Raw genomic sequence first — 10,017 nt, 5'->3', positions numbered from 1 at the left:
TGAGAACTTCCTAACGCAGAAAAATAACTTACCACCTTAGAGCTGCACTGGGGAAATGAAGTATCTAGTGCCGTGTATGCGACGTTATCGCAAAAGAAGCCATTGCATATTGTGATGGGAATCTGGGTGGAACCACGGATATAAGCATATTCGTCCCTATTTTAGGGATGAATATGCTTTTTTGCATTCAATTTCATAATAAGCGAAGAAAAGGACACGAGTTATTTTACCCGGTTATACAGAGAAGGAAGGAAAGCTGAGAACTTCCTAACGCAGAAAAATAACTTACCACCTTAGAGCTGCACTGGGGAAATGAAGTATCTAGTGCCGTGTAAACGACGTTACCGTAAAAGAAGCCATTGTACGTTTACAATGGGAATCTGGGTGGAACCACGGGTAAAAGCACGCTCGTCCCTATTTTAGGGATGAGTGTGCTTTTTATTATGAAATGGAGGGATGAAAAATGAAAGAACAGATGATTGAAATTAAATTTCCAGATGGTAGTGTTAAAGAATTTGTAAAAGGAATTACTTTAGAAGAAATTGCTGGATCAATTAGTAGTAGCTTGAAAAAGAAAGCAGTCGCGGGGAAAGTAAATGATCAGTTATATGATTTACGCCGAAATATTGAAGAAAATGCGGAAGTAGAAATCATTACTATAGATTCAAATGAAGGTGTAGAAATTGCAAGACACTCCGTGGCACATATTTTAGCGCAAGCTGTAAAAAGATTGTATGGTGATATAAATCTTGGGGTAGGGCCTGTTATTGAAAATGGATTTTATTATGATATGGATCTTCCAAGTAGTGTAAACGTAGAAGATTTACCAAAAATCGAGAAAGAAATGAGAAATATTATAAAAGAAAATATAAGTATAGAACGAGTTGAGGTTTCTCGAGAAGAAGCAGCTAAACTGTTTCAAGAAATGAACGATCGCTTGAAATTAGAACTTTTAGAAGCAATTCCTAGTGGGGAAAGTGTAACACTATATAAACAAGGTGAATTTGTAGATTTATGTAGGGGGCCACATGTACCATCTACAGGTTATTTGAAAGCATTTCAATTAACTCACGTTTCCGGTGCATATTGGCGAGGTGATAGTAATAACCAAGTGCTTCAGCGTATATATGGTGTTGCATTCTTTTCTCAAAAAGAATTAGAAGAGTATTTACATTTTGTTGAAGAAGCAGCAAAAAGAAACCACCGTAAGTTAGGTAATGAACTTGAGTTATTTATGTTTTCTGAAGAGGCTCCGGGAATGCCATTTTATTTACCGAAAGGCCAAATTATTCGGAATGAATTAGAAGCATTTTTAAGAGAAATTCAAAAAGAATACAATTATCAAGAAGTACGCACTCCGTTTATGATGAACCAAGAAGTATGGGAGAGATCAGGGCACTGGGGCCATTATAAAGATAATATGTATTTCTCAGAAGTAGACAACAAAAGTTTTGCATTAAAGCCAATGAACTGTCCAGGACACATGCTTATGTTCAAAAATAAATTGCATTCTTATCGTGAATTACCAATTCGCATGTGTGAGTTCGGTCAAGTGCATCGCCATGAATTTAGTGGAGCGTTAAACGGATTATTAAGAGTACGTACTTTCTGCCAAGATGATGCTCATTTATTTGTAACACCAGAACAAATTGAGGATGAAATTAAATCCGTAATGGGGCAAATTGATTACGTATATAAAACTTTTGGATTCGAATATGAAGTGGAGCTGTCTACTCGTCCAGAAGATTCAATGGGTGACGATAAATTGTGGGAGCAAGCAGAAGCCGCATTAGAAAATGTATTACAGTCATTGAATTATAAATATAGACTAAATGAAGGTGACGGCGCATTTTATGGACCGAAGATTGATTTCCATATTAAAGATGCCTTAAATAGAAGTCACCAGTGCGGAACAATTCAGCTTGATTTCCAAATGCCAGAGAAATTCGATTTAAATTATATAGATGAGAAGAATGAAAAGAAAAGACCAGTTGTTATTCACCGAGCAGTTTTAGGTTCGTTAGACCGCTTTTTAGCAATATTAATTGAACACTTTGGAGGCGCGTTCCCGGCATGGGTAGCACCAGTTCAAGTGAAAGTAATTCCAGTTTCAAATGCAGTTCATGTACAATATGCAAATGAGGTTGCAGATAAATTAGCACAAGCTGGAGTTCGTATTGAACGAGATATGCGAGATGAAAAGTTAGGATATAAAATAAGAGAAGCACAAATGCAAAAAATTCCTTATGTTCTTGTTATTGGGGATAAGGAAATGGAAAACGGATCTGTAAATGTACGTAAATATGGAGAAGAGAAGTCAGAAGTTGTTGCGCTAGATGTATTTGCGGCAAGTATGGAAGAGGAAATAAAGAATAGAAAATATTGATTGTAAAGAAAACACACCATTAGAAATTGGTGTGTTTTCTTTTTTACCTTACAAAAATGTAAGGTAAATGTAAGAGAAATCGAATGAACGAGTTTTAGAAAAGTGAGAATATGAAGGAGGAAAAAGGTTCACGTTACTTGTGCATCTCTTTCTGTTTGAAAAGCTAAAAAATAGTAAGATTTTACTTGAGTGAAAAATAAGAATTATATGAAAAAAATACTATACAAAAGGGATGGAGTGAAAGAAATGTCAACAAATGTAGTTACTGTAGAGAGTGTAGAAAAAACGTATGGGAAAAGAAATGAAAATCAGTCAAAAGCATTAAGAGGCGTATCATTACATATTAAGGAAGGGGAATTCGTCGGGATCATGGGTCCTTCTGGATCTGGAAAAACGACTTTACTTAATGTGATTAGTACACTGGATCAAGCGACAGGTGGTAGTGTGACGATAGCTGGTACAAATATTACTTCTATGAAGGGGAATGCATTATCAGATTTTCGTTCTCAAAAATTAGGATTCATTTTTCAAGATTTTAACTTACTAGAAAACTTATCAATTTATGAAAATATTGCTTTGCCTCTTTCTTTGCAAGGTGTACCGTCAAGTGAGATTACAGGAAAAGTAAATGAGGTTGCGAAGAAATTAGGAATTACTGAAATTTTAACAAAATATCCGACTGCTGTTTCTGGTGGGCAAAAACAAAGAACAGCGGCAGCACGAGCTTTAGTACATAATCCGGCAATCGTATTAGCAGATGAACCAACAGGAGCACTTGATAGTAAAAATGCAAAAAGTTTATTAGAAGCAATGCAAGATTTACATGAAAATCACAATGTAAGTATTTTGATGGTTACACATGATGCGTTTAGTGCAAGTTACTGTGAGCGTATTTTATTCATTCAAGATGGTCTTCTTTATAAAGAATTAAATCGTCAAGGCACTCGAGAGAATTTCTATCAAGACATTTTAGGTGTGCTCGCTCATATGGGCTCAGCTGCTGAGTCTAAGTAGGGGGCGAAACTATGTTATTCAAATTATCACGTCATAGTATGAAAAAAATGTTAAAGGATTATATGGTTTTACTTATTGGTCTCGTTATTAGTATTAGTATTTTCTATATGTTCCAAACGATGGCGATGAACAGTGAATTTACAAAAGATAATAGTCTCATTAGTAGTATTAGACTCGTCTTCTGGGTAGGTGCAATATTACTTTCTTTCATAACTGTATTTTATATTATATATGCCAATTCTTTTTTACTTACATTAAGAAGAAAAGAACTCGGTATGTATATGATGCTTGGAGCGAAAAAGAAAAAAGTAGCACAGTTATTATTTATTGAAACATTCGGTATGGGTATTGTCAGTATTATTATCGGTATTTTAGTAGGAATGTTACTTGCAAGTGTAGCAGGAAACTTTTTAATGAATGGCATGGAGATTTCAGCGAAAGGTAGTTACTCATCTGTATACACACCAGCTATTTTAGTTACATCTATTTTCTTCTTAATACTATTTTTCATTACGGGTTTAATGAATAGCATTCGATTGTTACGTAAAACAGAGCTAGAGTTAATTCGTGAAGATGAAACACTAGATGAAGTGAAGAAAAGTAAAACTCGCATTATTATAATGACAGTACTTGGTATATTACTAGTAAGTACAGGGTATTATTTTATGGTAAATATAAAAAAATATGCTGAAATCGGTTTTATAATAGCGACGATTGTTACAACACTTGGAACGTACTTTATTTTTAGTTCTTTGCTCCCATTTTTTGTGATGAAAATTAAGGGGAATAAAAAACGAAATGAAATGGGCTTAAATAGTTTTACATATGCACAGTTACGCTTTCGAGTAAATAGTTTATCGAGAGTATTAGGAACTGTAGCGATGTTAATTGCATTAGGTGCAGGGGCAATGACAGCAGGTATGGCATTTCAAAAAAATGTAGGCATTATGACAGATTTCTCACGTGTATATGATGTCGTAATTCATGATCCAAATGATCAAGATACAGCAGCATTAAAGGAAATGGAAATAGTTGAAGAAAGCAAGTATAAGTATAAAGTAGATGGAGAAGCGGTTTATTACTTACGTGACGATTTAACTGCGAAACCGCCGCTTGTTTCTGATCATTTTGATACAAAGACTTTAAAAGAGCCTGCTCGTAAACGTGTGGCTGAACCTTTAACAGAACCTGTATATTCTGCTTTGGAAGCTCCGGAAGCGAATAAGCTTCCTCGTATGCCAAAAGATTGGGAAGATGCGGTTGTAAGAGAAATACAAATTACACATAATCAATTTAACGGAAAGCCTGTAAGAATTGCTGATGAAGAGCATTATAAAGGAATTCAAGGAACAGAACACACTGTAACATTAGCAAAAGTAGATGATATGAAAAAATATAAACCATTATTGATCGAAATAGACAAGAGACAAAAAGAACAAATTGAAAAAACAACAGGTGCAAAAGTAGACTTATTTACGAAAATGACAATTTATCAGTTTATGAATAGTTTCATGAGTGGGACAATGTTTATGGGGTTTTTCCTCGGAATTGCCTTTCTAGCAATGATGGCAAGTTCGCTTATGTTCAAAATATTAACGGGTGCTTCTCGTGATGTACGGCGTTATGAAATGTTACGAAAAATAGGTGTTAGACGTAGTATGCTGACAAAAAGTATTTATAAAGAAATTTCATATTTATTTATCTTCCCAGCAATCATTGGAATTTCCCATGTTTTAGTAGGGCTTAACTTATTCAGTTTTATTTTAGTTGACCCGTTTGTAAAAGTGTGGGTGCCGATAGGAATATTCTTAGTCATTTATTTTATCTATTACTGGATAACTGTTCAATTGTATAAAGGTATGGTAATGCCGAAAGAAGAAGTAGCGAAATAGTTTAAGAAAAGAGTCCTTGTTTTAAAAACAAGGGCTTTTTTGAGCTTGTAATGAATCAGGAAGGGAAATGTTGGATAATAGTCGAAAGATATAATACAACTTCCAAAAAATGACGGGGATTGCTATGTTTTTTAGAAAGAGGAGTTAATTTGTTAAAAGGTATAGGTACTATACATAGGTTTTATTTCTAAATATTCATTTAAATAGAAAGGATAATAGTTATGTTCACTCGAATTGGTAAGTGGTGTGGAGTTACATGTTTACAATTATTTGCGGCACTTATTTGTATCCTTTTTTTAGGGGCACTTCCGCGTTTATTTAAAGGACTGCAAATTGATTTAATCGGTTTTTGGGACACAGTTCTGTTTCTTGGGGAGAAGTTACTAAAACCGGGTGAAATTACGTATGGATTTCGGAACTCAAGAAAGTTATTTCCACAAATATGGATTCATTATGTAGAGACAATGTTTGTATTTATTTCGGCATTTATACTTTCTTTACTCATTGCGTATGTTATCGTTGTGTGGGTATTGCAGCGCTCTCAATCAAAGCAACGTATATGGAATGGAGTTTTCGTCGCACTTGAAAGTATCCCGGACATTTTATTAATTTTATTATCTCAACTTCTAGTAGTAATTATCTTTCAAAAAACAGGATTTATGCCAGTGAAACATGCGGGATTTGGTGAGGATAGAGCTCGTATGTTACCAATAATATGTCTTGCTATACCTACAACGTTATTATTTATGAAGCTACTATTATTACGTTTTAGAGAAGAATTAGAGAAAGATTATAGCATATTTGCAAAGAGTAAAGGACTGAGTTTAAGACATGTTTTGACGCACCATATTTCAAGAAATGTCTTGTTAACAACAGTCTATTATGCAAAAACAAATATTTTATTTATGTTATCAAATTTATATATTATTGAATGGCTATTTAATACGTACGGCATGTTTGTTTTTGTAAAAGAAAATTCCAAATTAGAAATATTTACAGTGAGTTTAGTTATATTATACGTACCGCTTTTTATACTATTTCGTTTATTACATACGCTTTTAAAAAATGTTATAAAGGAGCGTGTGTAACATGTGGCAAGTTGTAAAAAGAGATGTGAGATTTTGGCTAGGTGTTACTTTTTTGAGTGTATTAATGATTGTTAGTATTGGAAATACGGTGTTTTTTGACGGAAATATTCGTGAATTAACGATGATGTATAACGAAAAAGGAGAATTAGAGGCTGCTCCGTTTTCACCATCGAGTAAATTTTGGTTTGGAAGCGATGAGAAAGGACGCGACCTTTTTCAGTTAATAATAGAAGGAGCGAAATGGACAGTTGGTGCTAGTATCGTTATCGCAATTTTACGTGTAGTAATTGGCGGAACTATTGGTTTATTGCTTGGTATGTACAGTAAACGCTCATTTTCAGTTATCTCATCTTTTTTTGATCCGTTTAGTATTGTACCGATGATTATGATTTCCTATTTTATGTTAAATGAAGTTTTAATGTTTGAAAGTGGAGAGGAGGCTGCTCCGTTTCATTTACGGGTTACGTTTCAAATTATAGTTCTTGCGTGCCTTGCTGTACCAACTGTTATGTTGTATACGGCGCAAGAAGTAAAGCGTATTAAGAATGAAGAATTTATGTTGGCTGCTACTGTGCTCGGAGGGAGTAAGTGGCAGCGGTTGAAACACCATGTATGGCCACATATGTTACCATCATTTCTTTTATTAGTAGCCCAGCAATTTGTAAGCACCCTATTACTTCTCTTACATCTTGGTTTGTTAGAACTGTTTTTCGGCGGAACAATAATCTTTGGTATAGAGGCGGATAGTGTAACAAAAGAATGGACAGGATTAATTGGTCAAAACTTCCGCCATTTAACTACTCATACTTGGATCGTGGTCATACCAATTCTTTTTTATAGTATGACAATCTTATCTGGAAATTTGATTAGTAATAGTATGCAAGATGCAATTAAATTAGGAAATGTGAGAAGGCCAAAGGGGGAAAAGAAAAAAGGGAAAGTAGAGAAACAAATACAACCGACTATGAATGATTTTTCATTCTATAGAGAGGTACAAAAATAAAAAAAGATAGCTGAAGACAAATCGTTTTCAGCTATCTTTTTTCGTTTAAAGTGGAGGTAAATCAATTTTACCTTCTTCAAATAATTCTTTTATCATATGTTTCGTATAACCAGCTGCTTGACCAAATGTGATTTTTGCTGGCATTGGTGCTTCGTTTACATCTACAACTACATCAATAATACATGGCCTGTTTTGTTTTACTGCACTTTCGAAAGCAGGTAGTAGTTCATCTAATTTCTCAATACGGTAGCCAATACCGCCGCACGCCTCTGCATATTTTGCGAAATCTGGATTCGTTAGATCGGTGCCGAATTCGATATTACCCATAACTTCTTGTTCGAATTTAATCATGGCAATTTTATTATTGTTCAATACGACGACAACGATTGGTAGTTTATATTTTACAGCTGTTACAAAATCGTTCATAGTCATTCCAAATCCGCCGTCACCACAAACTGCAAATACTTGTTTATTCGGGAACGCAATTTTTCCAGCAAGTGCACCAGGTAAACCGCAGCCAAGTGTTGCGAGCCAGCTTGAAATGATAAATTGCTGGTTCGTCATACGGAAGTGCCTTGCTGTCCAGACCGTTACATTTCCGACATCAACTGAAAGAATGGCGTCATCTTCTGCTATTTGCTGCAATGCATGCATAACGCGTTGTGGTTTAATTGGAGTAGAGGAATCTTCTTCCTGACCGTGTAATTTTTCTTCCCACTTTTTCATCATTTCTTGATGATGCTCTAAGAAGGAATGGTCCTCGTGTTTTTCTACATTTTCAATTAACCATTTTAATGTTTTATCAGCATCACCGGCTAAGCCGATATCTGTCACATAACGCTTCCCGATTTGGGCAGGATCTGTATCGATATGAATTGTTTTTGCCTTTTCAGGTAAGAAACCAGTGAACGGATAAGAAGTACCCACCATAATTAAAGTATCCGCGTGTTTCATTGCTTCATAAGATGGTTTCGTTCCAATTAATCCTAATCCACCGATGCAAAGTGGGTGTTCATCAGGAACAATTCCTTTAGCTGGCAATGTAAGTACGATTGGAGCGCCGATATGTTCTGCGAATGAAAGTAAAGATTCTCTTGCATGTTTTGCGCCTTTACCTGCTAAAATAACAGGTTTTGTCGCTTCATTTATTGCGAGTTTCGCTGCATCTAAATCTTCTTTTTGCGGAAACAGTTCAGGTAATGTAAAAGAAGTGTTTGTAACACGAGCTCCATTTTTCACTTCGAATTTCGGAACGTCATCCGGAATAGTGAGAACAGATACACCTTTTTTCGTATAGGCCATACGAATCGCTTGATTCACTACAGCAGGTAGTTGCTCCGCTGACATAATGCGCTGGTTATAAACTGCAACATCATCAAACAATCTTTCTAAGTTTACTTCTTGGAAAAAATCCGTTCCGAGTAAATCGGTTTCTACCTGTCCTGAAATTGCTAGCACAGGAGCCTTATCGAGTTTTGCATCATATAAACCGTTTAATAAATGAATAGCTCCAGGTCCTGCGATTGCCATACAAACACCGAGTTTCCCTGTTAATTTCGCATAAGCGGCCGCTGCTAATGCGCCAGCTTCTTCGTGGCGAACTTGGATGAATTTAATTTTATCTTGTTTTTTTCTTAAAGCTTCAATGATAGAATTGATAGAGTCTCCAGGCATACCGTATATATGTTCTACTCCCCAGTCAATTAATAAATCAACTAATGCTTCACCAGCTGTTTTCCCAAACATAATTGTTCCTCCTCATAATAGGTAGATAACATTATGTTTTGGAGAAAAAGGAAAAATATACAAATAATAAATTTTTTAGCTTTAATGATGACCAGCGAATAAAGTAAACACTGTTATTAGTAAAAAACCACTAGTTGCCCACATGAGAAATGTAAGGAAAGAGAGCTGTTTCTTAGCTTTCCAAAGCATTTCATGAATTGTGACATAACCAAGTGAACCGATAGTGCTTCCCATAATGAGACCTTGTAAATGAAGAGCTTTTCCTTCCATTAAAATGCCAAACACCGTACCGGTACCGAGAATAAGAGAAAGTAATAAAGTTGTTAATAGAAATGAAATATATTTATGTTTTGTAAAAAGAAAGGGGATAATTAAAGCTAATCCTTCTGGAATATGGTGAACGACGATTGCTATTAAAAAGGGAATGGCTGAGTCAGCATGATTAATAAAAGCTGTGCCTAATGCAAATCCACTCGGTATATTATGAATAAATATAGCGAAAGAGAGAAACAGGAATGTTTGCCATGCTTGTTGATCTTTTTTATGTATCATTGGATGGTGACAATAGTTATCTAATAAGCTCATAACTAAAATACCGATAGCTATACCAAGTATAGGACCAATCATTTCATAGCTTGAAAATGTTTCAGGAATAATTTCAAGGGATAAAAGGCCAAGCAAAATACCACCACATAATGCATATAAACGATGCATCTTTTCTTCAATTAGTTGACGTGTTGCAACTCCAACAGCACCTCCTAATAGTAATCCACCGAACGAAAAAAATGTTACAATCATTGGAATCCATAAACGCTCCATAATATCACACTCCGATTGTAGTCCCTTATTTTTAACTTACGAAAAGTTAAGTTGGATTAGTCCAAGTAA

The 10,017-nt window shown here is 35.1% G+C and carries 7 protein-coding genes and 1 other annotated feature; of the genes, 5 read left to right on the top strand and 2 right to left on the bottom strand.

Annotated features, from left to right (window positions below; all coding sequences use genetic code 11):
- Positions 1–196: 196 nt before the first annotated feature.
- Positions 197–419, top strand: a binding site (T-box leader).
- Positions 420–463: 44 nt separating this feature from the next.
- The 5 genes from thrS (at position 464) to JDS95_RS24685 (ending at position 7,383) form a co-directional block, all read left to right on the top strand.
- Positions 464–2,386, top strand: a complete 1,923-nt coding sequence (gene thrS, locus JDS95_RS24705; protein ID WP_199690846.1) for a threonine--tRNA ligase — start codon at positions 464–466, stop codon at positions 2,384–2,386.
- A gap of 246 nt (positions 2,387–2,632) precedes the next feature.
- Positions 2,633–3,400 carry an ABC transporter ATP-binding protein gene (locus JDS95_RS24700; protein ID WP_000106414.1) on the top strand — a complete coding sequence of 256 codons (768 nt, stop codon included), beginning with the start codon at positions 2,633–2,635 and terminating at the stop codon, positions 3,398–3,400.
- 11 nt (positions 3,401–3,411) lie between these two features.
- Positions 3,412–5,292 (top strand): FtsX-like permease family protein, encoded by a 1,881-nt coding sequence (locus JDS95_RS24695; RefSeq protein ID WP_199690845.1) that lies wholly within the window; start codon positions 3,412–3,414, stop codon positions 5,290–5,292.
- Between the two features lie 221 nt (positions 5,293–5,513).
- Positions 5,514–6,380 carry an ABC transporter permease subunit gene (locus tag JDS95_RS24690; protein ID WP_000495108.1) on the top strand — a complete coding sequence of 289 codons (867 nt, stop codon included), beginning with the start codon at positions 5,514–5,516 and terminating at the stop codon, positions 6,378–6,380.
- Position 6,381: 1 nt separating this feature from the next.
- Positions 6,382–7,383 carry an ABC transporter permease gene (locus JDS95_RS24685; RefSeq protein WP_085450800.1) on the top strand — a complete coding sequence of 334 codons (1,002 nt, stop codon included), beginning with the start codon at positions 6,382–6,384 and terminating at the stop codon, positions 7,381–7,383.
- Between the two features lie 45 nt (positions 7,384–7,428).
- On the opposite strand, the gene JDS95_RS24680 is transcribed toward JDS95_RS24685, so the two are convergent.
- Together JDS95_RS24680 and JDS95_RS24675 are read right to left on the bottom strand one after the other, a co-directional pair.
- A complete protein-coding gene (locus JDS95_RS24680; RefSeq protein ID WP_000467224.1) occupies positions 7,429–9,129 on the bottom strand; it encodes a pyruvate oxidase in 1,701 nt (566 codons plus the stop codon).
- Positions 9,130–9,210: 81 nt separating this feature from the next.
- On the bottom strand, positions 9,211–9,948 hold the full coding sequence (locus tag JDS95_RS24675; RefSeq protein ID WP_000440623.1) for a ZIP family metal transporter: 738 nt from the start codon (positions 9,946–9,948) through the stop codon (positions 9,211–9,213).
- Positions 9,949–10,017 lie beyond the last annotated feature (69 nt).

The sequence above is a fragment of the Bacillus cereus group sp. N24 genome (genome assembly GCF_016483345.1).
Taxonomy (GTDB): domain Bacteria; phylum Bacillota; class Bacilli; order Bacillales; family Bacillaceae_G; genus Bacillus_A; species Bacillus_A toyonensis.
Note: the sequence above shows the minus strand (reverse complement) of the source record. Positions and strands in the feature narration are given on the sequence as shown.